The organism is Enterococcus sp. BWR-S5, from assembly GCF_016745255.1.
Taxonomy (GTDB): domain Bacteria; phylum Bacillota; class Bacilli; order Lactobacillales; family Enterococcaceae; genus Enterococcus_L.
The window spans coordinates 107,768-133,574 of record NZ_JADOEQ010000003.1 but is presented as its reverse complement, the minus strand read 5'-3'; the positions used below and the strand labels follow the sequence as shown (position 1 = coordinate 133,574).

The window sequence follows — 25,807 nt, the reverse complement described above, 5'->3', positions numbered from 1 at the left end:
CCAACCATGCTTCTATTCTAGCATTTTTATTGTTCAATACTAACTATTTTTTTTGGCTCATGACACATAAAAAAAGAGCAGAGGATTGTTTGCTCTGCTCATCAATACTTTTCTATTGATTCAATCGATTCCACAGACTTTGATTCATATCAGCAGCACTAAATGAAAAGATATAGCGGCTATTCTGCTCGATAAATGTTAGTTGGACACTTGTATCACTACAATCAACAGTTATTTGATCAAATGGAATGATTAAGCTTTCCTGATGCTCCTCTTGAACTGGAATCAAATAAAGATTTCGCTTTGAAAACGAAAAATGAACAGTTAATTTTTGTTGAACTGCTCCCTCAATTGACCTTAGTGAGCCAGACACGTGCATCGCCTCCTTTACTGTATGAAATACATAACAATAATAAGTATACACCTTCAAGCCCACTTCAAGTCAACTATTACGATAACTCAAATTAGTTTGGTTTCACTATAAATAGACAATACATTCTCTTGCTCTTAGCTCCTTCAACCATAGTGGTGGAACAAGTTCGTGGTTCCATCGAAGATCCAACCGCTGAAGCTGTGGAAGCTCTAGAACTTCTATCGGCAATGTTTCCAGCCTATTACTTCTTAGATCAAGCTCAATTAAGCCTTCGGCAAGTCCAATTCCTTCCGGAAGAATTGACAATTCATTGTTTCTTAAATTTAGTCTCTGCAAGTTTTTTAAAGTAGAAAAATCAAAACTGATGTCACCTATTTGATTGGCTTCTAAGTCAAGAACACGTAATTTATGCCAGTTCAAGCTCTTAAAGGAAATATGGTTAAGCCTATTTTCACGCACATGAAGCTCTCTTAGTTCAGCGAGATTTGCTATCTCCTTAGGAAGTTCTTCCAGAAGATTATTCATGATTCTCAGCTCAAGCAAGTTCTTAAGCTTCCCAATACTTTGTGGCAATTCTTTTAGCTGGTTGTCACTCAAATTCAAATATTCAATTTTATCTGTTTTATCAAATAAATCAGGAATTTCCTTTAGCTGATTATTATGAAGATAGACGTACTCCTTCAAATCAGTTAAAGAGAAAAAAGCTTCCGGCAGTTCGTCAATTTGATTATGCCCGAAGTCTATCGATTGCAATTGATTTAAGCGCTTAATTTCGTTAGGAATTTTTTTAATCTGATTGACTGAAATATTTAAGTTCACTAAATTTACCATATCAAATACCTCTGATGGAATTTGTTCAAACTCATTATTATAGATATTACACTCCGTTATTTCCTCTAATTCCCCGTGGAATTCAGGTAATGTAGTTAAACGCTCAGACATACATACTAATTTCATATTTACTCTCCTTATTTTCAGAAAGTGACCTATAAAGAAATGTCACTTATAGTCTTTTATCTTGATTAGAAACCTATATTTTCAGTTAATAGTATACTATACTATTTGGTAACATTAGGAAAGAGGGGATTTGATTGGAGACATATATTGCACTGCTGCGGGGAATCAATGTCGGTGGAAAGAACAAGCTATCTATGCCTGCACTAAAAGAAGCTTTTGAAGAAATTGGCTTTTCAGACGTAAAAACATACATCAATAGTGGAAATATTATTTTTTCAAGTAAAAATCAAGACAAACAAGCCCTGATACAATTGTGCGAAGAGTTAATTACTGAAAAATTTATGCTGACCATTCCTGTAACAGTCCTAGTCGCTAAGGATTTATCAGATATACTAAAGCATACACCTGATTGGTGGGATATAGACAAAGAATCCATCCACTATGCGATTTTTGTTATTTCTCCCGTTCGTGTTGAGGATGTTTATGAAGCTGTCGGTGAAATAAAACCTGAATATGAACAAATTGCACATCATGGAGAAGTGATTTTCTGGTCGGCACCGCGAAAAACCTTTTCAAAAGCCCGATGGTCCAAAATTGCCAGTTCATCGGTAAACAATCATGTAACCATACGAAATGCCAATACGGTGAACAAACTGATTCAGTTATCCCAACAAGATATAGTGTAAATTTTTTTTCTATCTTCGTCCAACTGTCCGGTTTCTTCCTACATTACGAATGTTATTTTTTCTACCTCGTTTATAAACAGTTGTTACTTTTCTTCTTCTCTCTTAAGTCGAATCAATTGAATGATAGAGCATAAGGCAATAGAATAAAGATAAGGAACAGAACGGAGGAATAATAAATGAAAAAAATGTATGAAACAGCGATGACCAATCATGGTGGTCGAGACGGCTATGTAGAAGCTCCGAATGGTGCCATGCACATGAAGATTACACCACCCGGACTCCATGCTGAAGGAACCAATCCGGAACAGCTTTTTGCTGCCGGCTATGCTTCATGCTTCAACGGAGCGCTACAACATGTATTGAAGGAAGGAAATATCGAAGCAGAATCCACAGTAAAGGCTCGAGTTTCTCTCTATACAACGGATGACGGCGGTTATCAAATCGGTGTTGTTATGGATGTGCATATTGATGGACTTGACGAAGCGACAGCAAAAGAATACTTAGAAAAGGCGCATGATTTCTGCCCGTATTCCAAGGCGACTCGTGGAAATATTGACGTAGAGCTGGAGTTAGTTTAGTTTCCAGTCAAGAGAGCGAATAAACACACAGAGGATAGAAAATATATAAGGATTCGCTTAAAACTCGACCTCTTTATACTCTTCTACCCTCTGTTTTTCTGTCTATTATTTTCCTCGCCTCATATCAGCAAGGCAATGATCCTTTAGTACGATTTCTCTAAATATGCCTCTACCGCTTTGACCTAGCGGAGATTGTGCCGAAAACCCTACTTTAAGCTCCTCTTTGCAAGGGAGAGAAAAATAACGGACCATCCGATAATCTTCACCATCTAAAGAATAATGCATTGAAAACAGCTGGCCTTTCCTTGATAACTGAAGCCAAACATTGTCTTCTTCAATGGATTGACCATTTGCATCATCAGAAGTACCATCTGTAATAACGCTGACAACAGCATTCTTCCCAATATCAGTGTATTCAAAGCATAATTTCCCCCAAAGCAGCTTGTGATCATAAAATAGAAAGCCGCAAGCATCGTACACTTCGCTGAACGTAGGGGATACATTAGCTCGAAGCGTGAAATCTCCATGGATTGTTGTATATAAAAATGGGGCGTTCAAGGATTTCTTCCCCGTTGCAGGATCAACAAAATAATCAGAGTTTGCTGTTGCTTTGATTTCCAGCACCTCTTCTTTTACAGTACACGACGATTCGTTTATCCACTCAAATCTTTTTCCGTTCATCTCCATCATTGTTTGTTCCACTCCTTTTCTTGGGTCTACTGGTTTCCATCAGCCATTCCTGTTAAATCTTTCTAGAAGAAAAAAATAAGTATGTCTCTCTCCTAAGTCTATTCCTTATTACTCAGTAACAACTGAATTTGGTCCTCTGTATATGTACGTTTATCACGCTTAATCTGTTCCTGCTTTTCTTCACCATCCGGTAAAAAGCGAAAAACAATAAACTCGGCACTATTCTCCTCATCATTTCTCAATCGATGCACGCTGTTTCTCACCCGAGCAACATCTCCCTGCTCCACACAAGTAGAAATAAGCTTTTGGTTCTCAATTGTCTCAATGATGAAACTGCCTTTTGTACAAACAATCACTTCCTCCACCTGCGTATGTGCATGCCACTCTTGAATAACTCCGGAAGGTAAACTATTCCTATGCACCTCAAACTCCGGGTAGAGAAAATAATTAACCTCTGTCCCCTCTGACTTTTTCACAAAAATAGATTCCTGCAGTTTTTTCAAGTCTAATGATTGATTCTCCATACTTCCCTTCCCTCATTTCTTTGCTGCTCTCATTTCTTCAAGCTGTCATGATAAAAGTCTCCATATCCCCTATTTTATCAAAGCCCTTTCATTTTTTGAAGCTAGAAAAAAGCTGCGACACAGATTGCCGCAGCCTCTTATCATTGAATAGCTATGCTTAATCAATCCTCACTAAAGTCTACACGAATGGCCCCATTCGTTGTTTTTAGTCTCAAATCTTTACTGCCGGACTCTGAATTACTTAAGCTGTTATCTCCATTTGTCGTTTTCGAATCGATTTTGAAATCTTTTTGACTCCCTTCAATTGTACCACTGATTTTCCCATTAGTGGTTTCAGCCTTAAAAGAGTCCTCCACAAGTAGCTGATCAAAGGTAATCTTAGCGTTCGTTGTATCAATCTTGATATCCTTCGCCTGCACATTTGCCATTTCTACCTTACCATTTGTTGTTTCCAGCTTCAGTGAATTTTTAGCTTGAGTATCTTCCAGCAACAGCTTCCCATTTGTTGTTTTTAGTTTTGCTTCACCGACAGTCAAATTTTCGACAACAATCTTACCGTTTTCTGTTTTAACCGTCAGATTTTTCAATTGATTCTCAGGAACCTGGACTGTCACTTCGATATCTTCAAAATTCCAGTTAAATAAGGAAAAAATATTCCAGCCAAAAGATTGCTTTTTCTTTTTCATCGAAACTTTATTGTTGTCATCATTAATTGTATAAGTCACATTCTTACTTTCATAATAATCAATAGTTAACGGCTGTTCGCTAGACACACCAACTACATTAATTTTCATATTATCATCCGCAATTTCAAGTGTTTGGACATCCCCAATTCCTTCATAATGCTTCTCCTTGTAAGAAGAACTGCCTGAAGATTGACACCCTGCCAATAAGAAACACATCCCAAATCCTGCTACCACTAATCCTGTTTTTTTCATTTTATTATCCCCTAACTAATCTCATTTATACATTTAGTATATAGTAGTACAGCGAATTCTCCTATAAGTCCCGCGACGGATATTTTATGGGACAAACGACGGATTTTATTGTTTAAATGAGCTTGGCACAAAAGTGTACTGCTGCAAAAAAACAGTGTAGAGAATTTGAGCTATGCCCATACCTTTTCAATCTGTTCAAATAAACCAGTGCAAATAAAAGGATTTTTGTACTTCTTCCGCCTCTGAAAGCATTTATTTCCCCTCGTAACGGAAAATGAAATCCGTTATAATGAAAGAATATGAAACAGACAAGGAGGAAACAACTATGGTTATTTGTATTAAAAAACTCCATGCAAAGTCTTTGGAACAGCTTGCATGGAGTAACCATTAATTAGATGTTCCAAATGACTTTGCATATTAATAGTGTCTACTACATTTATTAAGGAGCAAAGTCATGATGAAACAAAAAAATAATTTAAAAAGCTTTATGATTCTTTGGGTGACACAAACACTCTCATCCTTTGGAAGTTCTATGACCAGCTTTGCGCTGATTATATGGATTTACCAACAACAAGGTTCTGCTCTAACGATGGGCTTACTTACAGTTTGTTCTTATGCCCCTTATGTTCTGCTAAGTATGTTTGCGGGCGCCTTCAGTGATAAGTGGAACAAGAAAAAAACGATGCTGTTCTGTGACAGTGTCGCTGTGCTGGGAACGCTGGCAGCTTTCATTCTGCTGCAAACAGGTCAGCTTATGGTCTGGCATCTTTATATTATCAATATCATCAACGGGATAATGGGCGCTTTTCAGTCCCCAGCTTCTGATGTCGCAATTACTCTGCTGGTTCCCAAAGAGTATTTTCAGAAGACCAGTGGTTTACGGTCCTTTTCCAATGCTCTTGTAACGATGCTGACACCTGTCTTAGCAACCATGCTTTTATCATTTTTCAGTATTCAGGCTGTATTATTGATGGATGGATTAACCTTCAGTATGGCTTGCATTGCGTTGCTCTTTTTCGTTCCTATCGATCAATCCAGTATTTCTTCCAATGAAAACAGTAGCGAAAAAACGTCTGTTTTCGAGCTGATAAAAGAAGGAATAGGTTTTTTAAAAGAGAACAGAGGCATTCTTGAATTGATTCTCTTTCTTTCTGCAATCAACCTGATTGCTTCAATGTCTGATACTGCATTGCCGGCTCTTGTTCTCGCAAAATATCCGAACGATGAGACTGTATTAGGCTTAGTAAATGGTTGCACTGGCTTGGCCAGTCTGGTTGGCAGCATCATCGTCTCGCTTCGCGCAGCGCCTAAAAATCGAATTCAGGTCATTTGTACCGCTTTATTCATTTCTATGGCAACAGAGAATTTCATTTTAGCTTTAACAGATTCTATTCCGCTTTGGTGTTTCAGCGGGATTCTAGGCTGGTTGCCAATTCCCTTCATGAGTGCGAATATGGATGTGATTTTGAGAGAAAAAATTCCATTGGAAATGCAAGGCCGAGTCTTTTCCGTGAGAAATGCACTTCAGTTTTTCACTATTCCTCTTGGACATCTTCTTGCAGGATTATCAATTGATGAATGGTTTGAACCATTGATGCAGCGGCAAGTTTCGCCATTCCTCTCATTATTCGGAGAAGGAAAAGGTGCTGGCTCAGCTTTTCTGTTATTCATTTTAGGAATATTCGGCATTCTAGTTTGTCTTTTCTTCAGTTCACTAAAAAGAATGCAAGCACTCGGTTAATCTTTTTCATTTATTTTCATATAAATAGGTTGGTCTGTAGGTTGCCGTGCTAGACACGTGCCCCCTCCCAGATCAACCTTTATTCATAAATGAGGCTCTTAATCCTTTTTACATTCTCCCCACTCTTCGAGAAATTCTTCCAGGAAAAGCAAGAGGAAATCATGCCTTTTCTTTCCAACACGCTTGGCATAATCCGTATACAACCCGTTTTGAAGCTTCAACAGCTTCTCATAAAAGTGATTAATTACTGTCGTGCCCTCTCGGTATTCCTCTTTCGTTGCAAATTGTTGCAGCATCCTTTGTGGATCGTGAATCAAGTGTCCCTTCTTTCCGCCATAATAAGCTGTACGAATAATCCCTATCGCTCCCATTGCATCCAGACGATCGGCATCTTGAACAATTTTCGCTTCTATCGACAGTGAATCAGTCTTCCCATGGAGAACTTCCTTACTATAAGAGACATTTGTTATCACATGAAGAATTTTTTCGATTATTTGTGCATCAAGTCCAATATTGCTCAAGAATTCAACAACTGCTTTACAGGCCTCTGCCTCATCGGCAACTAATTTGTCATCAATGACATCATGCAAATACGCACCAGCCGTTACAATGAATAGAGAGCAGCTCTCCGTTGCAGCAATTTTCTCAGCTTGTTGAACCACTCGGCGAATATGTGCTTTATCATGACCCGTCATATCTTCCGCCAATATCTCTTCTGCATATGCTTTAATTAACAGTATCTTTTCTTCTTCACTTGCTGACAACATGGAAATACCTCCTTTTTATCCAAATCCTCTATTGACGACCCGATAGAAAGACTGGTAACATATAATTGACAAAAGAGCTTGTTTTCGTTCAATTGATTAGATTCTATTATTTTTAAGTTAAATAACAGAATTTTTCAAAAACACAAGTTATTTTAAAACAGATGTGCTATACTACATTTGATAATTGAGCAAAGGGGAGTTTTTAATGGGAGATAAACACACAAGCCGATCAGCACGAAGAGGGGGCGGCTCCTCCGGCATTTTTATATTTCTTCTGATTTTATTACTTGTAAATACACTAGGCTTAGGCTATTTGGTCTATCATGCCTATCAATCGGATAACAAACAAGAGACATTTGCTACTCAAGTCTCGCGTCTTGAAAGTGAAATAGATAAGCTTGCTAAAGGCAGCTCTACAGTATCGACAGCAGGTAATACAACAAACACAATACCGTCGACAGGCTCATCATCCACAACCGAATCATCTGCAGCTCCGGCTGATACAAGCGCCAGCTCAGCTGAAAATCAGGAGCTACAAAACAATGCTGAACCTCCTGTTTCTGAACAACAGCAGGCAAGTCCTGAATCATCTACTCAGGAGCAAGCAAGTACCTATGTCGTTCAAGCAGGCGACTCGCTATCACTGATTGCTGAAAACCACGGACTTTCACTTGATGAACTGATGCAAAAAAATGGGTTGACAGACACGACTGTTTTAGTTGGTGTCGAGTTACTTGTCCGATAAGAACGAAAACAGCTGTTAACTCAAAATTTTTGACATGTAATATTCATCCTGATAAACGCCATTTTGGAAAATGGCGTTCTTTTTGGTGCCCTCTATTTCAAATCCGGCCTTTTTGTATAATGCGATTGCACCTGTATTTTGAGTAATTACAGTCAGTTCCAATCGCTTGATATGCTGTTCTTTCGCCCATTGGTCTAATTTTCTAAAAAAGTAGGTAGCGATTCCTTTTCTATGCATTTTTTTCTGCAGTCCAATCACAATATAAGCAGAATGGCTTATTTTTTTTGACTTCGCCTCTTTCCGCATAAATATACCCGCTAATTTGTCCTGAATCATCCAACGCGACATAGAGAAAGTCGTTTCGAGCAAGCACATCTTCAACATGCTGTTCAGATTGTTCATTTGTTGTTGTTCTCTCCTCCGGCAACAGCAGCATAAAGTCACTTTCTTGATCCAACTGACGCTGCATGGCTAAAAATGCTTCTCCATCTCCTTTACGAATAGACCGAATAGTCATTGTCTTCTCCCTCTCTCTTCATCAGAATAGGCTTCCCTGTTCCGTTTGATACTGGTCCTGATAGCCGGCAATAATATCTGCCATCTTATAGCTGATTCCCAATTTTATACATAAATTTTTAAATGTATCATTCAACCGCTCATAGTCTTCTGCCGGAAAAAAATACTGGTTCACTTTATCGTTTTTGTATTTGTTGGCAATTTCCGGAGACAGCTTTTCCAAGGCATTGATATAATAGTCCTTTTGTCTATCTCTCAGTGTCATGCCAAAAAGAGGATAAATGTAGTCAGTATTTGCTTCATGTGCCTTATAGATCAAGTCAACCAGCAGCTTCAAATTATCTGTAATATACGGTAGAATCGGCATTAATAAGATGCCGCTATAAAGATTGTTTTCTTTGCACTTTGCCAAAGCTGCAAATCGTTCACTAGGCAAAGAGACATGCCGTTCTATTTGACTGGCAAGCCTGTCATGCGATGTGCTGAAAGAAAAACCGATATTTACCGGCGAATGCTGTTGAATCGATTTAAATCGTTCGATATCTCTTTCCAGTAATGCACTTTTAGTAGCCAACGAAACACCAAAGCCATGTGTGTCAATCAACTCTAAGGCATTTTTTGTGAGGCATTTCTTTCGTTCCAGATGATTGTAAGCATCTGACATTGCACCAAAACCGATAACAGCCTTCTTTCTCTTGCCTTGCAGCTCCTGATTCAACAGCGCAAGAGCATTTTCCTTATAGGTTACCTGATCGAAATTGTCGATTTGATAGCATTCGCTTCTTGAATCACAATAAATACAGCCATGGTGACACCCGCGATAAATATTCATCGTGTAATCAGTCCCAAACCATTCTCGATTCTTAGTCTTTGTCAGAAGCTTCTTTGCTTGAATTTTTTCCATCAGAATTTCTCCTTTCAAGAATAGGTCGCTTTCTTTCATTCAACGATACACCCTGACCTTAGGAGAGAGTCAAGCATCGTTAGATAAATGTCAAAAACCGATTGTCCCAGATTGCTTCATGATGTTTGATAATCTGAGAGGCCTTCAAGTGACCGTTGTCAGTAGTCGTCGCTGTCCCTGGTCTCATAAATAAGCGATACCCTAAACCGTGTGCCATACGAATGGTTGTATCCACACAGTATTCCGTTTGTGCTCCGCATATTTCAAGCTCGTCGATACCTAGCTCTTCCAGTAACTCACTAAGTCCTGTTTTATAAAACGAGTTGGCATGTGTCTTTCCAACATAGTAGTCCTCTTTCGTTGCATTCAGCTCAGGAAAAAGCTGCCAGGACTCAGATGTTGCGACGAGCTCTTCATCCTCATGTTGAACAAAAATAATTGGTCGATTACTTTGTCTAAAATCATTAATCTGTTCATTTACTTTCTTTATGATCTCATCTAATCGATACAGCTTCTTTTCTTTGGATTCCACACCAATTTGTAAATCAATGACTAATAGCGCTCTTTTATTCATCTATCCCACACCTTCATTGTCGAAAACTGACTGACAAAAATTTATTGTCTTATTATACCAATATTTTCCATTCTAAAAAGTCATTTCAGAAAAAATTATATCTTTATCCGAAAAAGAAGCTGCAAAAAACAGCAGATTGTTTAGTCGCTTGACTATCTAATCTGCTGTCTCTTAAGATTCCTATTATAAAGCTATTCCATATAATCAAAAATACGCTGTAGGCTGAAGCCTCTGCCAAAGACCTCGCTGGCAGCCATGGATACAATGAATGCATGCTCATCAATCTGAAGCAGGCTTTCTTTCAATTTTGGAAAGTCCTTTTCTTTGATGACGGTCATAATCAGCATTCCTTTTTTCTCATGATAGCCGCTTTCTATCGGGATTAAGGTGACTCCCTTATCTAAGTTTTTCAACAGCTCCTGTTTCATTTCCTCATACTGAGGAGAAACGATGAAAACATTCTTTGAGCGAACAACACCAACTTGGATAATATCAATCACTCGTCCTGTTAAGAACAAGCAAATCATTGAAAATAAAATGCGGTCCACATCAAAGGCCAACAGCCCCGAAAGAATAATAAACCCATCAACAATTGAGACTGATAAACCCAAGGGCACTTTAAAATACTTATGAATAATCTGTGCCGGGATAGCCGTTCCACCTGTTGAGGCATTCCCTCGAAAGACCAGTCCCAGACCAACCCCAACACCGATTCCTCCATAAATTGAAGCAAGCAGCAAATTATCCGTAAGTGCCGGAATATTACCTGTAATCCCTACAAAAAAAGGAAAGATTAAGCTGCCATATAATGTTTTAAACCCATTTTCCTTTCCTAAAAAAATAAAACAAAGTACTAGCAAGGGAATATTAATTGCGTATAGGGTCAGGGCAGGATTCCACCCGAAAAAATGATTTAATACAATACTAAGCCCTGAGACACCACCGGAAACAATAGACATAGGCAATAAAATACTGTTAATTGCTGCAGCCAATAAAAAAGACCCTACGGTCACATACAAAGCATCTCGAACTGAATTTTTCATAATAAACGTTTTCATCTGCGTGCTCCTCTCTCATTTATATCCTTCGTTATACTACCATGGATGATCCTATTCTGTATCAAAAATGAGAGGAATTTTAATAAACCAATTTGAATCTGTTGCTATGATTTACAAAATAAAAAAGACTGCAGCGGTGTGTGCCGCAGCCCTTAAAATTGAATAGCTATATCTCAAATAATTTATCTTCGAAAAAGTCTTAGACTTCTATCATGGCTAAAAAGCCGCGACAATTTTTTTTGCTTCTTCATAGGCATCGCATCCTTCTAAGTCACCAAACTCTGCTAACATTTCTTGCACGTATAGTTTCCTAATCTGCCTCTGCTCATTATCCCCTGCTGATAACTTAATTGAAGAAAATAGGAAATGCTCCTTCCAATTAAGAGATTGTTCGGTCAGAGTCAACATGTGTTTTTTCAACTCAGCAGCCGCTTGTATTTCATCCCCAGCCTCTATCAACCTTCTGATTTTTCTTGGTTCTGTCACAGATGGGGTAATTAATTGAAATAGCCCTTCTAGTTTTTCAAGCAGCTTAAAACAAACGGTTGCCTGCTTTGGCTCTTCGGTCTGTTCATACAGTCTCCCAGTTATAGCCAACAAAGAACACAGCTCATTGGTTCGACTAAAAAGCTTTGCCAAAGAAAGTTCTCTTGCCTGCAAATATTCTCCTTTTCCTTCCAAAACATGCAAGGTCATGTAAAAGGTATCGTAGTCGGCTGTCGGAATTTTCTGAAGCAGGTCTTCTAATTCATTTAGCCGATTGGCAGTCATTAAAATAACTGCTCCGCTGTATAAGGCATTTAATCGCATCAGCTCATTGTCGGAATCGAAAAGCTGCTCATATAGTTCAAATGCTTTCTCGCGTCTTATAAGCACTTCCTCTTCACTCTCAAAAGGAACAAGAAGGCTATATGTCCAAATTAAATGTGCTGCTTGATAAACAAGCGCTTCTGAATGGGGATACTCTGCGATATACCTTTCTATCAAAAGTAGTCCATCTGAGAAGGAGCCTTGTTCAAATGAGGCAATAATATCCGCTTTGATTGTCTGAAGTTGCTCATCTGACAAGCTAAGTGAAAAGCCAAACAACTCATCCAAACTCACCTGAAGCGCATTCGCTAACGGAATCAACAGCTCTGTGTCAGGTAAAGAAGCACCTGTTTCCCATTTACTGACAGCTCCTGCTGAAACATTCAATTGGCTGGCAAGGCTTTCTTGTGTCATTCCTCGCTTTTTTCGATAGCTTCGAATCAACGTGTTCACATGCATATCTACTCCTCCTTTCATCTACTAAAACCATACCACGGAACAGCACTAGCGACAATGGAGTAACTAGATAGAAAAGCCGGATAAACTTGAGCAGCAGGAACAAAACCAGCAGAAAGCTCTAAACTATCTGCTGGTTTTTCCAAAATTATTTTTTTGCTTGAGCCTCAATCAGAGGTTCACTCACTTTTTTATTCCAGAACTCAATCAGCGGTCCTGTAAAGAACGCATTAATAACTGTTCCTATTCCTACCGGACCTCCGAAAATGAAAGCCAGTAAAACAAAACCAATATCCTGACTCACACGTACAACACGGTAGCTGGCCTTTGTTCGGTCGACAATTATCGGCGCGATAGCATCATAAGGCGCATTTCCCAGCTTTGCTGACATATAGAAGGAAGCACCGAAGGTAAAGATTAACACTCCTGCAATTAGCAATATCGCTCGTATCACAAGTGTCAGCTTGATAGCAAAAATATCTGTGTACACCCACGTGAAAAAATCAATAAAGAAGCCGGCAAGAACCATATTAATGATTGTGCCTATACCGATATATTTTCTTCCAAAAATAAAAACCAAAATCAAGATGACAATATTGATTGCCAACTGATAGACACCTAATGAAAGTCCTAATGTGTCACCAATCCCGATATTCGCAGCTGTATACGGGTCTAACCCAACCTGACCGATTCGCAAGGTAGCTGCACCAAAAGCTAGAATGGCTACCCCTAAAAGCGCGAACAGCGAACGAATGACTGTTTCCTTTAACTTGTTATTCATTTTTTCACCTCATTTTTTTCCTACAGATTAAGCATCTCAAAAATAGTTGAAAAAGGCAAAATATTTACCTTATGCTTACCCACTATTGCTTTTTGTACTGGTAGTTCTCATGGTTCGCATAGAAAAAAACGAGTATAGGGTATGACACCTATACTCGCTCTCTTCATAGTATCAGAACTTGCTTATTTATTGTTGATATCTGCTAATGCTGCTTGCGCCAACAGATTTAAGTAGTTCCAAGGTCTGTCAAAATGTGGTTGGAAGAAGAAATCTGAAATAGCCAAATCTTCAACAGTCATTTTGTTCTGAACTGCAAGAGACAGAGTATTTGCAGATTGAGTAATGTCATATTTAGACATCAGCTGCCCACCGACAATTCTGTTTGTGCCTTTTTCATAAACTAGTTCCATCATAACCTTTTCAGTTGTCGGCATAAATTCAGGACGATAGTTATCCTCAAAATAGGTTGCTTCAACGTCTAAGCCATTCAATTTTCCGCTCTCCATAGTGACACCTGTAGAACCGATTTTCCAGCCAAACAGATATAGACCGGATGTTCCCTGTGTCCCACGGTAAGCCAGTTTATTTTCTGTCAAATTGTAGCCCACCAGCATTCCTTGGCGAACAGCATTCGTTGCCAATGGAATATAATTATTCGTTCCGCTTGGGTTATAGTGTACAACTGCACTATCACCTGCAGCAAGAATATCAGGGTTGCTTGTATGCATATAATCATCAACAATCAATGCACCATTTGGCAGCATGTCTACCTTGCCTTCAAGAAGCGCTGTGTTTGGTCTGAAGCCCACACACATAATAACCATATCGGCATCAAATTCTTGGCTTGGTGTAATTACTTTAGTTACAACACCTGAATCATCAGCCTTGAACTCTTTTACATTCTCGCCTAGAGCAAGCTGCACACCACGGTCAACAAGCTCTTTCTCTAATACATCTGTGAAAGCTTTGTCTAAGTATTTATTCAAAATACGATCAAGCCCATCAATTAAGGTTACCTGTTTACCGGATTCAACAAAGGCTTCTACCAACTCGATTCCGATATAGCCGCCGCCGACAACGACAACTTTTTTAGCATCCTTTGCCTTTTCGATGATTACATTTGCCTGATTGTAATTTTTACACAATAGGATATTCTCAGATTCAATTCCTGGAATTGGCGGGATAATTGGCCATGAACCAGTTGTCATAACTAATTTGTCATAAGCAACAGTTTCAACGGTTCCAGTATTTAGGTCTTTTGCAACAACTTCTTTGTTGTCGACATCAATAGATTGCACTTCATGCTCCATATTTACTTTAGCACCCAATGATGCCAGTTCTTCTGGATTGGAATAGAACAAACCTGCAGGATCTTTCACGACTCCTCCAACATATAAAGCAATCCCACATGATAAGAATGACACATTGTCATTTCTTTCATAAACAGTTACTTCTGCCTCCGGATGATTTGCCAAAATGTTTTTTACAGCAGCTGTTCCAGCATGAGTACATCCTACAACTACAACTTTCATTATGTGTTCCCCTTCTTTCAACGATTTCTAGTATGAAGCCTTATTAACTCTGTATAAAGACGATGAATGAAACGTTCATTCTCTTCGAATTGAAACAAATGACTCAGACTGATACACTCATTTTTTAAACAAAATTAATAGATAAATACAGCTTACAATTAGAACTATAGCAAACTAAGAATCATTATTCGATTTTTGTGCTTGTGAATTCAAAATTATTTTTTCACAAACTTTTCCAATATACTTATGATTTGTAAGTGAAATAGGTTCATTCTTTAAAAAAAACGAAAAAAGAAGAAGCTTCTTCGTTATACTCTTGAGCAAAATGATTGACTAAAACACATTAACATCGGGAAAAAACGGGATTTCCTTTTTGTATACAAAAAAAGAACCGACTGTCTCCAATCGATTCTTTTTATTTGACTTTTCCTGACAAACATTTGTGAAATCGCCTATCATTCATTAACTGAAGCAATTACTTCAATCTCAATTAGCACATCTTTTGGTAAACGAGCGACCTCTACAGCGGATCTTGCAGGAAGGTGATCAGTAAATGCTCCTGCATAAATTGTATTGAATGCAGCAAAATCTTCCATATTTTTCAAAAAACATGTTGTCTTAATCACTCGGTCAAACGAACTGCCGGCTTCTGCCAAAATAGCTGCGACGTTTTTCAATACCTGCTCTGTCTGAGCTTCAATTGTTGTACCGACTACTTCTCCGGTTTCCGGATGCAGCGGCACTTGACCTGACGCAAACAAAAGACCGTTTACAATATTACCTTGAACATAAGGTCCAATCGCTTTTGGCGCCTTATCCGTATGTACTTTCTTAATCATGAACCTACTCCTGTTCCTTCAATTTTTGACAATCCGGACATAAACCATATAGTTCCAGACGATGCTCGTTGATTTCAAATCCAGTCAAACGGCTGGCAGCCATCTCAACATCTTCCAGACCAGGATAGTGAAAGTCTACAATCTTGCCACAGTTTTGGCAAATTGCATGGTAATGTTTTTTAGAACTGAAATCAAAACGACTTGAGGCATCCCCATAGCTCATCTCCTGAACAAATCCAATTTCAGTAAATAGTCTCAAATTATTATAAACAGTAGCAACACTCATATTAGGAAAACGACTCTCTAATGCTCGATAAATCTCATCTGCTGTTGGATGGGTATGATTTTCAATTAAATACTCTAAAATCGCATACCGTTGAGGAGTAATCCGAATATTGGCTTCTTTCAATTCTGCCATTGCATTTTTGACCAATATATTATCCATTGATAAATCCCTCCTTTTATTAAATAATACTATTTCTAATCAAGCTTGACAAGAATAATCACCAACAAACCTGAAAATCAAAGGGAAAAACGCTAATTTCTTCAAATTTTCTTATTAAATAATAAATAATACAAATTAATAATGAAAAATCTTTCTATTGATTTAAATAATTAAGAAACTTGATAGTACTAAGTGTCCGGCTGTTTCATCAATCGTTTTCTATTCTATCCTTACAAATCTCTTTTTTTAATTGTGCTACCACGAATGAAAGCGTTATCAGTTGCCAGCATTTCTACTTGATATCCTCTGACTTTTAACTATTCATTTCGTACTATTAATTTGATTAGGAGGGAATTCACATGGTCAAAGCATTTTCGTTTTCTACCTTTTCACTGGCTGCCTGGGTAACAATCAGCATTCATATTTATCTTCAAGGAAAAAACATAGGAAAAATCAACTATTTTCTACTTTTTCAGCTGCTTGTCGGTTTATTTTTAGTGTTTCTTCCAAATCTGATTCAACGAATTTTTCATATTTCCTTCCCCATTCAGTTGTTCAATTTCTATCAGTTATTCTTAATCGCCTCTGTCTTTGTAGGAACTGGTTTGAATTTTGTCAACAAAATCCCTCATTGGGATAAAGCACTCCATGTGTTGTGCGGGATTCTATTTAGTCTGCTGGCCTACAGCCTCCTCACACTGATAGTTGATACCCGCGCCTCTCACTCTATCTGGCTTTTTATCTTTGGCGGACTTTGTTTTTCCTTGACCATTGGTGTCCTTTGGGAGTTTTGGGAATTTTTCTGTGATAGCTTCTTTGGTATGAACCTGCAGCAGTTTAGCGGCCCCCAGAAAGTACCTAAGCTAGGACAGCTGGCCTTGATGGATACTATGATTGATCTTTTAGCAGATTTTGTTGGAGCACTTGTAATTGCCGTGCTCACTCTATTTCAATATTTCCATCAAGACGATTATCTTCTTCGCTATCTGATAATGAAAAACTGAAGTCGTACTAGCAACACAAAAGAGGTTCACAAGCAATACTCTTCCAAACCTTCGCTGCGTGACACTTCTGCTCTTCAGCAATAACCATCATTTTAAGAGCTTATTTTTAATCCTTAGACTGGCTTCAATATGCATAAGCCAATGCCTGGAAAGCGGCATTCGAATTAACCCGGAAATATCTTTGCTGCACCAATAATCCACCAGCCAGGCCTCTGAGGGAGCTACGGATTCTGTCAGCAATAGTTTTTCCTTGTCAGCTTCAGTCATTTTAACTTTGGTATCTGAAAAACTAAGTTCATTCAATAGTCTGGTTGTAGCGCCGTCTACTTCTGCTCCGTAACGATACAGCGACTCCAAATCTAAGCCTTGTGAAAAAATGGCAATCTCTTCCTTTACTAATTCATTTCCAGTTGTTTGTATGGAAGCACCCATACCAGTTTGAAAGCCTTGCCGGAAGAACAATTGCTCTTCCTTTCTCATCAATGTTTGAACAACAATATCTTCGATTCGAAATATATGATAAAGAGAATAGGCGATGGTTTTACTGTGATAGCCTTTTGCATTTGGAAATGGTTGTGCACTAAAATCCGCTTGAGCTAATTCTGATTGAAAGCGAACCGTTTGCTCCATCAGCTTTTTCCGCAAAGACAATAACGTGTCTATCCCTTGATTGAATGTCTCTTTCTTCTTCAACTGTTGCTGCATCCTCTTGTTTTGCTCTGACCATTCTGTATTCATCACTGCCTCCAATTTTATTCCTTTCCCACATTATATCAAATTCGGCTTATAAATCTGATATATTCACTAAAAAAGGAGACGATTTCGTCTATCACCTTCACTGGTGTTGACCAAATTGTCTCCTTCATTTCTGATAGTTATAAAAATTTATATCTGTACGGTATTCAAGAGGTTAGTCTTCTGTCTGATATAACGCAGTAGATAGATAACGCTCACCATTATCCGGTATGACAGTTAGCACTTTTTTACCCTTGCCAAGCTTCTTCGCTGTTTCTATAGCTGCATGAATAGCTGCACCGGCAGAGATTCCTACAAGTAGGCCTTCTTTTTCGGCTGCTTGACGAGCTGTTTCCATTGCTGCATCACTGGAAACAGCAAGTACTTCACCATAGACCTCTGTATCTAAGACCTTAGGAACAAAACCAGCCCCAATCCCTTGAATTTTATGTGGTCCTGGCTTTCCACCCTCTAAAACAGGCGACTCTGTTGGTTCAACAGCGATAATTTGAATTTCCGGATAAACTTTTTTCAACTCATGTCCTACTCCGGTAATCGTTCCGCCTGTACCTATCCCAGCAACAAAGGCATCTAGTCCCAGACCCTCAAAAGCAGCTTCTACTTCTTTAGCAGTTGTTTTTTCATGGATGGATGGATTTGCCGGATTATCAAATTGTAACGGCATGAAATAACCATTTTCTTCAGCAAGGCTTGTTGCTTTTGCAATGGCCCCCTTCATCCCTTCTGCTCCGGGAGTTAAAATCAGCTCTGCACCATACGCCTTCATTAACTGACGACGTTCCATGCTCATTGTGTCAGGCATCACAATTTTAACCTTGTAGCCTTTGGCTGCTCCAACCATCGCTAATCCAATCCCTGTATTGCCGCTTGTCGGCTCAATAATTGTGCCTCCGGCAGAAAGCTTTCCTTCTTCTTCTGCACGTTCAATCATACTTAACGCAATTCTATCTTTCACGCTGCCTCCCGGATTGAAAAATTCCAGTTTCACGTAAACGTCTGCAGCCCCCTCAGGAACAATTTGTTGAAGCTGAACAATTGGTGTTTGTCCTATCAGCTCTGTTACCGATTTAACAATCTTTGTCATGCTATTTCCCCCATCCAAGAATTTTTAATCTTTTTTTAATCATAGCCCATTTTTTGAAATCACGCCATTAATTTGCTATAGTTAAACAGTTGGACATAGAACTTTACACAATCTTAATGTAAATGTTGTATAGTAGAAAAAAACTATAGGAGTTTATTCATATGGAAATCGTAAATATAAGTCCCAGAGGATATTGTTATGGGGTCGTTGACGCAATGGTCATCGCAAGAAATGTCTCTTTAGATGAATCGTTACCCAGACCTATCTACATACTGGGAATGATCGTGCACAATAAGCATGTGACCGAAGCTTTTGAAAGTGTTGGAATACATACTCTTGATGGAGAAAATCGTGAAGAAATCCTACAACAGGCTAACTCAGGAACAGTCATTTTAACTGCCCATGGGGTTTCACCCAAAATCAAGCGACTTGCTGAAGAGAAAGGGCTGACAGTTGTTGACGCGACATGTCCTGATGTCATGATTACCCACGAAATCATTGAAAAAAAAGTTCGTGACGGCTTCGATGTCCTATACATTGGCAAAAGGAATCATCCGGAGCCGGAAGGAGCCATCGGTGTGGCACCGGAACATGTACATCTGATTACTTCTATTGAAGATATTGAGCAATTAAATTTTTCAGAAAACAAAAAATTATTTCTGACGAATCAAACAACAATGAGCCAATGGGATGTTCTTGATTTGATTGCCTTAATTGAGCAGAAATATCCGAAGGTGGAAATCCATCAAGATATCTGTAAAGCGACTCAGGTTCGCCAGGAAGCCGTTGTAGAGCAATCTCAGGGCTGCGACTTAACAATTGTTGTAGGAGACCCTAAAAGCAATAACAGCAATCGTCTGGCTCAGGTCTCTGAACAACAGGCCGGCGTAAAAGCGTACCGTGTCTCTGATGTTTCCGAGATTCAAGCTGATTGGCTGAAAAATGTAAAAAAAATCGCTGTAACTGCCGGCGCTTCAACCCCTACGCCGATTGTTCGTGAAGTTCTCAGCTACTTACAAAGCTTTGACAGCGACAACCCTGTTACCTTCCATCAAGAAAGCACCGTAACAGAAGAAGCTATCTTACCGAGACCACGAAAAAAGGATATTACAAAAAACCGCGAGCGGCGATTAGAAGAATTGCGAAATGGCAAGCGATAAAACATGCAAAATCCCCCTGTTGAATCTTCAGTTCAACAGGGGGATTTCATTTTCTTCTTACCTTACTTGTATCACTTGACCGACAGTAATCAAATCAGCTGATAACCCGTTAAGAGCCATCAATTGATCAACAGTGGTACCATAGCTCTGAGCAATTCCCCAAAGTGTATCCCCTGCATTTACTGTATAGTTCGTTAATCCTGATTCAGAATAGATAACTGCCTGACTCTCAGTATCAGAATAATAGCTATATCCAGCAGCTCCGGTATCAAAACGTGTCAGTCCATATGTTTCAATCAACCAGTTCAATTTCTGAGCATAACCGGGGTCTGTTGCATAGGTGCCGGTTAATGCCGCTGTAGCGTCCATATAGCTCGTTGTATTGCTCTTCCAGACATTAGAGTAGTAATAGCTGCCATAACCGGAAACAGCGTATAAGATTACATTCGCGTGATCTAGAAAAGATTCATAATAAGAGGAATAGACACGAAATGGCTCAGAAGTTATCAACCATTCACCATTCATATACTCTGTTGTTGACATATATACTGATTGACCTGCATAGCTTCCCTTCACCCCAAAAAGGTTATAGTTCGGTGCACTTGCCAATTGAGAATTTCCATAGCTGCTTTCCAACAATGCCTGTGCAATCATTACTGAAGCATATAAGTCATTTGCACTCGCAACAGTTGAAGCGGAGTAGCCAATCGATTCAATGAAATCCAACGGTGAAACAGAAGAAATCTCTTCATAGGCATAGGCCTCCGTCTCATCAGAAAAAAGGGCCGTTCCACCTGCTAACGGGACAGATAATAAAGCAACTCCAACACCTGAAGCAAAACGATTCGCATTTTTTCTTTGTTTCATTGCTTTTTCTATATGCTTACTGCTGCGTGTTTCACGTTTCTCCATTCACTTTGTTCCTCCTTAAATAATTATCATGATAATAGTGTATGATAATTAAAAAAAAGAAACAACAATATAGAATCTCATATATGCAAATTTAATCTAATTGAAATTTGTTCGAAATATAATTGACTCAAAAGAAAGACAAAATTATTTTTATTAACATAATATATACTTTACATTTAGGAAATAATTAATATCTATGTTGAAAAATGAATGACATGGTGGCTTAAAGAATAAAAAATCAGACAGAACATTTCACATAATGTTCTGTCTGATTTTATAGTTCTCTATTTAAATATTAAAGACTATTATATTTTTCTGTTACATTTTCCACTGTAAAACCAAATTCTCTCAACACAGTGTCGCCAGGAGCAGAAGCACCAAAACGATCAATTGTTACAGTTGTACCTTCGAAACCAACATAACGATCCCAACCAAATGATGAAGCTGCTTCAATTGCTACACGTTTTCTTACAGCTTTTGGTAAAACAGATTCTTTGTATTCCTCTGATTGCTCTTCAAACAAATCAAAGCTTGGCATAGAGACAACGGAAACATCTTTACCTTGTTCTGCTAATGCTGTTTGAGCTTCAATTGCCAAATTCACTTCAGAACCGGTAGCGATAAGAATTCCCTCTGGCTTCTCTCCTTTTTGTGGAGAGATAACATAGGCTCCTTTTCCAACAAATTCTTCCGCCATTGCTTTTGTTCCTTCAATCACAGGAAGATTCTGACGACTCAAAACAAGAATCGTTGGTTTGTCTGTAGAAGTCATAGCCAACTTCCACGCAGCAACAGTTTCATTGCCGTCAGCCGGACGAATTACTTGAACACCAGGCATACAGCGAACACTTGCCAGTTGTTCAATCGGCTCATGTGTCGGACCATCTTCACCAACTGCAACAGAATCATGTGTTAGAACATACGTAACCGGTGTTTTTTGAATTGCTGCCAATCGAATAGCAGGTCTCAAATAATCTGTAAAGACGAAGAATGTTCCTCCATAGACTTTGGTTCCTCCATGTAATTGGATACCATTCATCGCAGCTGCCATGGCAAACTCGCGAACGCCAAACCAGATATTGCGCCCTTCATATTGTCCCGGTTCGAAATCCTTCTCATCAGCTACCATTGTATTGTTGGAAGCTGACAGGTCAGCAGATCCGCCCCAGAAGCTTGGGATTGCTTTAGAAAGTGCCTGAATTGTTTCTTTACTGGTTACACGGCTGGCTGCGCTGCTGCCAACTTCGTATACCGGTAATTCTTTGTCCCAGTTTTCAGGTAATTTATCCGCAAACGCATCTTTGAATTGTTTTGCCAGTTCAGGATGTGCTTTACTGTAGTTTGCAAAAAGCTCATTCCATTCGGCTTCAGCTTTTTCACCTTTTTCAATCATTGTTTCGCGGAATCGCGCTGCAACTTCCTCAGGCACCGTAAAGTCTGGATAATCCCATCCATAAACTACTTTTGCTGCATCAATACCTTCTTGTCCTAATGGCGCACCATGAACAGCTGAAGTACCTTCTTTTGGCGCACCAAAACCAATAACTGTTTTTACTTCAATTAATGTTGGTTTATCTGTTTCAGCTTTAGCTTCTTCAATCGCTTTTGAGATAGCTGCCAAATCATTGCCGTCTTTTACTAAAATATGCTGCCAGTTATATGCTTCAAAACGTGCACCAACATTTTCAGTGAAGGCTTTCGATGTTGGTCCGTCCAATGAGATATCATTTGAATCGTACAATACAATCAGCTTGCCTAATTTCATATGTCCGGCCATTGATGCAGCTTCTTGAGAAACACCCTCCATCAAGTCACCATCACCACATAGAGCGTAAGTGTAATGGTCAACAACAGAGAAGCTGTCCTTGTTGTACACTGCAGATAAATGTGCTTCCGACATTGCCATTCCGACTGCCATTGCAATCCCTTGCCCTAGTGGACCAGTTGTTGCTTCTATACCATCCGTATGATCCACTTCAGGATGTCCCGGAGTTTTACTGTCCCACTGACGGAAGGATTTTAAATCATCCATCGTCACATTATAGCCGGATAAATGGAGCAGGCTGTACAATAACGCAGAACCATGACCTGCAGATAACACGAAACGATCACGGTCAGCCCAATTTCTAGAGGTCGTTGGGTTCACCTTCAAATGTTTTGTCCATAACGCATAGGCCATTGGTGCTGCACCCATCGGTAATCCCGGATGTCCTGAATTTGCTTTTTGAATCGCTTCAATACTCAGTGTACGTACCGTATTCACACCAAGCTGATCAGTTTTGTCGAACAAAAAAATCATCTCCTATTTAGGTTTTTTTTACCTTTATTATCAATATTGTAACCCATTTCATCGATGAAAGCAACGAATTTAAGTAAAATTCACTGTAATTATTTCCGATTGTGCAACCCTTTTTCCTTCTGAATCTGTTTCAATTTATCAGGTGTCACGTCATTTCCTTTCGGATCAACGACCTTCATCCCTTCTATATGGTGACGCATCCCTTTTCTAAAGGTCTTGATATACTCTTCACGCAGCGTCTTTTGCTCTTGCTTTTCTGCAGCAGTCAACTCAGATTCTTTAGACTTCTTAGACAGTTCATTAATCCGAGCAAGCTTTTCTTTTGACAGCACAGTTCTTTCCTCCTTCTCTTCCATGAACCTCAGCAGTTTACTGTTGTGATGATTCATGCTCATATAGTTTCTATGACTACTTTATCAACACTCTAATAGTATAAGAAGTAACAGAAAAAAACAACTAAATTCCACGAAAGAAAAACACGAACGCTTGTTTGATTTAAATTATTAAGTGTGATAGACTGTAACTATAAAAGTGAAAGAAGGTGCGGATATTGGCAAAGCGTACTGAAACAAGACAAGTCGAAGTATTAAAATATATATATGAACAAGTTGAACTTAAAGGATATCCCCCAACTGTAAGGGAAATCGGAAAAGCTGTAGACCTCTCTTCAACCTCCACTGTCCATGGCCATTTGGCTCGCTTGGAGAAAAAGGGACTAATTTTAAGAGACCCGACAAAACCAAGAGCTATTGAATTAACTGCAGAAGGACTGGAGAAAATTGGTGTTCAGCCAACAACAATTCCCATGCTTGGAGTTGTTACTGCCGGCGAACCAATTCTGGCTGTTGAAGAAGCCTCTGACTTCTTCCCACTACCCCCAGACCTTCGTTCAGAAGAAAATGCCTTATTTATGTTAACCATTCGTGGAGAAAGTATGATTAACGCCGGTATTCTCGATGGGGATCAGGTTATTGTAAGAAAACAGCCGAACGCAACAAATGGAGATATCGTTATTGCCATGACTGATGAGGATGAAGCAACCTGTAAACGTTTCTTCAAAGAAAGCAATTATATTCGTCTCCAACCTGAAAATGATGCCTTAGAGCCAATCATCTTAGATAATGTCAGTATTTTAGGCAAGGTCGTTGGTCTTTATAGAAATCATATTTAAAAACAGCGTATGGATCAGATTCCTTTTGGGAATCTGATTTTTTTATGCAAAGAAGCTGAGACAAAACTCAACTAGTTTTGTCTCAGCTTCTGGAAATCCAGATAAACGATGGGATCGAAGCAACACTACACTTCTGTCCCCTTCTCTTTTGATTCGTTAACATGTGTCAACCATTTCTTAAATGTTTCTTGAAACAGAACGGGTTGTTCAATTTGCAAGTTATGTCCGGCATTATCAACTACCAGAAATGTGGCACGAGAAAATGCAGGAACCAACGCAAAAGCATCTTGATACCCCACACAATCATCCTGCCTGCCCGTTAAGAAAGTTACCGGTTTATCAAAACCAACTGTATTGAACGCTGATTCAAATGATAATTCATACCCATTGGCTTGATAGTTCGTTACAAATCCTTCATCTGCTCTCAGTAAACCAGGTAAAATGTCTTTCTTATAGCTCGTCCAAGTCCTTTCATTGGCAATAACCGCCATTTCCATGAAGTCAGAAAAGGCTGCTGCCTCAGTTTCTTCTACAAGAAACTGAGGCCTCTCTCTAAGCTGCTTTTCAGGAAGCGTTCGATGCTGTCTATCTGCCTTCACACATGGACACAAAAGAAACAGCCCATCGACCTTTTCTTGGTCAACCAGCGTTAGCCCCAGAGAAAGATAGCCGCCATAGGATTGTCCAACCAGTAAAAACGGTTCATTCTTAATGACCTGCTGAATAAATGCTTGAATAATCGCCAACATATCATCTGCCGTCTGAATCGCTTCAGAAGGTGTAGATTTTCCCATTCCGGGTAGGTCTAAATAGATTCGCTGATAACCATCAAGCGCTGAAAAAGCAGGTTCAATGCAATGCAGCATGACCTCATGATCCTCAGGAAATCCGTGAAGACATAGTACAGGTCGCCCTGTACCAATAATCTCATAATGAATCGAGCAACCGTTGATAGCGATATTCATCACAATCTCTCCTTTCACAGTCCTCCATAAGCAGAATAACTAAGTTGCTTTTCGTTGATACGTCTCAAAATCATGAGAATACTTATTTTTTTCATCAACTTCGCCTTCACTGGTATTGATAAGAGTCCACTCGTCCCAGTTGATTTCAGGGAACACAGTATCCCCTTCAAATGTTTCATGAATAACTGTACGATACAACACATCACAATGGGGCAGAAAATCCTGATAGATATTTGCACCACCTGCGATAAAGGTAATTCCGGAAAAGGCTTCGGCAAACTGCAGAACCTCATCAACACTATGCATCACCTCAATTGCTTCACCTTGATATGCTTGATCTCTCGTTAAAACAATTGTTCTTCTATTTGGAAGAGCTTTTCCACCCATTCCTTCAAAGGTTTTTCTCCCCATAACAATCGTGTTGTTCTCGGTCATTTTTTTGAAGAATTTCAAATCATTCGGCAAATGCCACGGAAGGACATTCCCCTTACCAATCAACCCCTGCTCATCTTGAGCCCATATAGCTGCTAACATACACCTTA

Annotated in this window: 30 protein-coding genes; 7 read left to right on the top strand and 23 right to left on the bottom strand. The window is 39.1% G+C overall.

The window, feature by feature from the left end:
* Window positions 1–112: 112 nt before the first annotated feature.
* Both IW510_RS05435 and IW510_RS05430 read right to left on the bottom strand, forming a co-directional pair.
* Entirely contained in the window at window positions 113–373 is a 261-nt protein-coding gene (locus IW510_RS05435; RefSeq protein ID WP_202057666.1) for a hypothetical protein, read from the bottom strand.
* A 105-nt stretch (window positions 374–478) separates the two neighbouring features.
* Window positions 479–1,330, bottom strand: a complete 852-nt coding sequence (locus tag IW510_RS05430) for a leucine-rich repeat domain-containing protein (RefSeq protein ID WP_202057665.1) — start codon at window positions 1,328–1,330, stop codon at window positions 479–481.
* Between the two features lie 134 nt (window positions 1,331–1,464).
* Here IW510_RS05430 and IW510_RS05425 point away from each other — a divergent pair, with 134 nt between their 5' ends.
* Both IW510_RS05425 and IW510_RS05420 read left to right on the top strand, forming a co-directional pair.
* Window positions 1,465–2,016: a DUF1697 domain-containing protein gene (locus tag IW510_RS05425; RefSeq protein ID WP_202057664.1), complete on the top strand. Its 552-nt coding sequence runs from the start codon at window positions 1,465–1,467 to the stop codon at window positions 2,014–2,016.
* Window positions 2,017–2,192: 176 nt separating this feature from the next.
* Window positions 2,193–2,594, top strand: coding sequence for an organic hydroperoxide resistance protein (locus IW510_RS05420; protein WP_202057663.1), 402 nt, complete (start codon window positions 2,193–2,195; stop codon window positions 2,592–2,594).
* Window positions 2,595–2,699: 105 nt separating this feature from the next.
* Here IW510_RS05420 and IW510_RS05415 read toward each other — a convergent pair whose 3' ends face one another.
* The 3 genes from IW510_RS05415 to IW510_RS05405 form a co-directional block, all read right to left on the bottom strand.
* Window positions 2,700–3,284 (bottom strand): DUF1349 domain-containing protein, encoded by a 585-nt coding sequence (locus IW510_RS05415; RefSeq protein ID WP_202057662.1) that lies wholly within the window; start codon window positions 3,282–3,284, stop codon window positions 2,700–2,702.
* A gap of 98 nt (window positions 3,285–3,382) precedes the next feature.
* Entirely contained in the window at window positions 3,383–3,808 is a 426-nt protein-coding gene (locus tag IW510_RS05410) for a cupin domain-containing protein (RefSeq protein ID WP_202057661.1), read from the bottom strand.
* 161 nt (window positions 3,809–3,969) lie between these two features.
* Window positions 3,970–4,746 (bottom strand): DUF4097 family beta strand repeat-containing protein, encoded by a 777-nt coding sequence (locus IW510_RS05405; protein ID WP_202057659.1) that lies wholly within the window; start codon window positions 4,744–4,746, stop codon window positions 3,970–3,972.
* 454 nt (window positions 4,747–5,200) lie between these two features.
* Between IW510_RS05405 and IW510_RS05400 the strand changes: the two genes are divergently transcribed.
* Window positions 5,201–6,487, top strand: a complete 1,287-nt coding sequence (locus IW510_RS05400; RefSeq protein ID WP_202057657.1) for an MFS transporter — start codon at window positions 5,201–5,203, stop codon at window positions 6,485–6,487.
* 98 nt (window positions 6,488–6,585) lie between these two features.
* Here the strand turns inward: IW510_RS05400 and IW510_RS05395 are convergent, their stop codons facing one another.
* The gene (locus IW510_RS05395; protein ID WP_202057655.1) at window positions 6,586–7,254 is read right to left on the bottom strand and encodes an HD domain-containing protein; all 669 of its coding nucleotides are present in this window, start codon (window positions 7,252–7,254) and stop codon (window positions 6,586–6,588) included.
* A 205-nt stretch (window positions 7,255–7,459) separates the two neighbouring features.
* Between IW510_RS05395 and IW510_RS05390 the strand changes: the two genes are divergently transcribed.
* A complete protein-coding gene (locus IW510_RS05390; protein WP_202057654.1) occupies window positions 7,460–7,999 on the top strand; it encodes a LysM peptidoglycan-binding domain-containing protein in 540 nt (179 codons plus the stop codon).
* A gap of 15 nt (window positions 8,000–8,014) precedes the next feature.
* Here the strand turns inward: IW510_RS05390 and IW510_RS21235 are convergent, their stop codons facing one another.
* The 10 genes from IW510_RS21235 to perR form a co-directional block, all read right to left on the bottom strand.
* Entirely contained in the window at window positions 8,015–8,335 is a 321-nt protein-coding gene (locus IW510_RS21235; RefSeq protein ID WP_236674618.1) for a GNAT family N-acetyltransferase, read from the bottom strand.
* Window positions 8,229–8,516, bottom strand: coding sequence for a hypothetical protein (locus IW510_RS21230; protein ID WP_236674617.1), 288 nt, complete (start codon window positions 8,514–8,516; stop codon window positions 8,229–8,231). The genes IW510_RS21235 and IW510_RS21230 overlap by 107 nt, the downstream gene beginning before the upstream one ends.
* 21 nt (window positions 8,517–8,537) lie before the next feature.
* Window positions 8,538–9,419 carry an SPL family radical SAM protein gene (locus IW510_RS05380; RefSeq protein ID WP_202057647.1) on the bottom strand — a complete coding sequence of 294 codons (882 nt, stop codon included), beginning with the start codon at window positions 9,417–9,419 and terminating at the stop codon, window positions 8,538–8,540.
* Window positions 9,420–9,498: 79 nt separating this feature from the next.
* Window positions 9,499–9,993: a cysteine hydrolase family protein gene (locus IW510_RS05375; protein ID WP_202057646.1), complete on the bottom strand. Its 495-nt coding sequence runs from the start codon at window positions 9,991–9,993 to the stop codon at window positions 9,499–9,501.
* 191 nt (window positions 9,994–10,184) lie between these two features.
* On the bottom strand, window positions 10,185–11,051 hold the full coding sequence (locus tag IW510_RS05370; RefSeq protein ID WP_202057644.1) for a YitT family protein: 867 nt from the start codon (window positions 11,049–11,051) through the stop codon (window positions 10,185–10,187).
* Between the two features lie 216 nt (window positions 11,052–11,267).
* The gene (locus IW510_RS05365; RefSeq protein ID WP_202057642.1) at window positions 11,268–12,320 is read right to left on the bottom strand and encodes a helix-turn-helix domain-containing protein; all 1,053 of its coding nucleotides are present in this window, start codon (window positions 12,318–12,320) and stop codon (window positions 11,268–11,270) included.
* 145 nt (window positions 12,321–12,465) lie between these two features.
* Window positions 12,466–13,098, bottom strand: coding sequence for a YczE/YyaS/YitT family protein (locus IW510_RS05360; RefSeq protein WP_202057640.1), 633 nt, complete (start codon window positions 13,096–13,098; stop codon window positions 12,466–12,468).
* A gap of 182 nt (window positions 13,099–13,280) precedes the next feature.
* Complete coding sequence (locus IW510_RS05355) at window positions 13,281–14,630, bottom strand: NADH oxidase (protein ID WP_202057638.1); 1,350 nt, start codon at window positions 14,628–14,630, stop codon at window positions 13,281–13,283.
* 455 nt (window positions 14,631–15,085) lie between these two features.
* Window positions 15,086–15,466 (bottom strand): RidA family protein, encoded by a 381-nt coding sequence (locus IW510_RS05350; protein ID WP_330932584.1) that lies wholly within the window; start codon window positions 15,464–15,466, stop codon window positions 15,086–15,088.
* 7 nt (window positions 15,467–15,473) lie between these two features.
* Window positions 15,474–15,914, bottom strand: a complete 441-nt coding sequence (perR, locus tag IW510_RS05345) for a peroxide-responsive transcriptional repressor PerR (RefSeq protein WP_202057635.1) — start codon at window positions 15,912–15,914, stop codon at window positions 15,474–15,476.
* A gap of 359 nt (window positions 15,915–16,273) precedes the next feature.
* Between perR and IW510_RS05340 the strand changes: the two genes are divergently transcribed.
* Window positions 16,274–16,918 carry a hypothetical protein gene (locus IW510_RS05340; protein WP_202057632.1) on the top strand — a complete coding sequence of 215 codons (645 nt, stop codon included), beginning with the start codon at window positions 16,274–16,276 and terminating at the stop codon, window positions 16,916–16,918.
* Between the two features lie 87 nt (window positions 16,919–17,005).
* Here the strand turns inward: IW510_RS05340 and IW510_RS05335 are convergent, their stop codons facing one another.
* Together IW510_RS05335 and cysK are read right to left on the bottom strand one after the other, a co-directional pair.
* Entirely contained in the window at window positions 17,006–17,656 is a 651-nt protein-coding gene (locus IW510_RS05335) for a phage head-tail adapter protein (RefSeq protein ID WP_202057630.1), read from the bottom strand.
* Between the two features lie 172 nt (window positions 17,657–17,828).
* Window positions 17,829–18,758 (bottom strand): cysteine synthase A, encoded by a 930-nt coding sequence (gene cysK / locus IW510_RS05330; RefSeq protein ID WP_202057628.1) that lies wholly within the window; start codon window positions 18,756–18,758, stop codon window positions 17,829–17,831.
* A gap of 161 nt (window positions 18,759–18,919) precedes the next feature.
* On the opposite strand from cysK, the gene IW510_RS05325 reads away from it, so the two are divergent.
* On the top strand, window positions 18,920–19,918 hold the full coding sequence (locus IW510_RS05325; protein ID WP_202057627.1) for a 4-hydroxy-3-methylbut-2-enyl diphosphate reductase: 999 nt from the start codon (window positions 18,920–18,922) through the stop codon (window positions 19,916–19,918).
* Window positions 19,919–19,975: 57 nt separating this feature from the next.
* On the opposite strand, the gene IW510_RS05320 is transcribed toward IW510_RS05325, so the two are convergent.
* From IW510_RS05320 to IW510_RS05310, 3 genes are all read right to left on the bottom strand, one after another.
* A complete protein-coding gene (locus IW510_RS05320; RefSeq protein WP_202057625.1) occupies window positions 19,976–20,830 on the bottom strand; it encodes a glucosaminidase domain-containing protein in 855 nt (284 codons plus the stop codon).
* 295 nt (window positions 20,831–21,125) lie between these two features.
* Window positions 21,126–23,120 carry a transketolase gene (gene tkt, locus IW510_RS05315; protein WP_202057624.1) on the bottom strand — a complete coding sequence of 665 codons (1,995 nt, stop codon included), beginning with the start codon at window positions 23,118–23,120 and terminating at the stop codon, window positions 21,126–21,128.
* A gap of 98 nt (window positions 23,121–23,218) precedes the next feature.
* On the bottom strand, window positions 23,219–23,461 hold the full coding sequence (locus IW510_RS05310) for a DUF896 family protein (protein ID WP_202057622.1): 243 nt from the start codon (window positions 23,459–23,461) through the stop codon (window positions 23,219–23,221).
* Between the two features lie 218 nt (window positions 23,462–23,679).
* Here IW510_RS05310 and lexA point away from each other — a divergent pair, with 218 nt between their 5' ends.
* A complete protein-coding gene (lexA, locus tag IW510_RS05305) occupies window positions 23,680–24,300 on the top strand; it encodes a transcriptional repressor LexA (RefSeq protein ID WP_202057620.1) in 621 nt (206 codons plus the stop codon).
* 125 nt (window positions 24,301–24,425) lie between these two features.
* Here the strand turns inward: lexA and IW510_RS05300 are convergent, their stop codons facing one another.
* Both IW510_RS05300 and IW510_RS05295 read right to left on the bottom strand, forming a co-directional pair.
* Window positions 24,426–25,265: an alpha/beta fold hydrolase gene (locus tag IW510_RS05300; protein WP_202057618.1), complete on the bottom strand. Its 840-nt coding sequence runs from the start codon at window positions 25,263–25,265 to the stop codon at window positions 24,426–24,428.
* A 39-nt stretch (window positions 25,266–25,304) separates the two neighbouring features.
* The gene (locus IW510_RS05295) at window positions 25,305–25,799 is read right to left on the bottom strand and encodes a dihydrofolate reductase (RefSeq protein ID WP_202057616.1); all 495 of its coding nucleotides are present in this window, start codon (window positions 25,797–25,799) and stop codon (window positions 25,305–25,307) included.
* Window positions 25,800–25,807: the final 8 nt, after the last annotated feature.